1 protein-coding gene is annotated in these 259 nt (G+C 52.5%); it reads right to left on the bottom strand.

Annotated features, from left to right (window positions below; all coding sequences use genetic code 11):
* A partial coding sequence (locus R0J87_RS21935; protein WP_498888954.1) for a murein L,D-transpeptidase catalytic domain-containing protein occupies positions 1-259 on the bottom strand: 259 nt, incomplete at both ends.

The following is a 259-nucleotide window of genomic DNA, read 5'->3' as shown; positions in this document are numbered from 1 at the left end:
AAAGATTGGCCGGAAGAGCAGGGCAACCCCAGCTGCGGCCTAAATAACCATGGCGTCGAATAAAATCTTCAGACGCATAGGGAGCGCCGTGAACAACAATATAACGGCGACGCGCATTGTCATTGAGGCCTTTTGTCAGCCCGTCAAGACGCAGTGAATAGCCATTGCCCCCGAAGTAGGTGGTATCTGTCAGAAAGGTACCCAGCGAGGTTTGGCGCGAATTGACGATATTCGAAAAGTGCTTTGCAACCACACCGCC

The organism is Halomonas sp. SIMBA_159 (genome assembly GCF_046536035.1).
Taxonomy (GTDB): Bacteria; Pseudomonadota; Gammaproteobacteria; order Pseudomonadales; family Halomonadaceae; genus Vreelandella; species Vreelandella venusta_A.
Note: the sequence above shows the minus strand (reverse complement) of the source record. Positions and strands in the feature narration are given on the sequence as shown.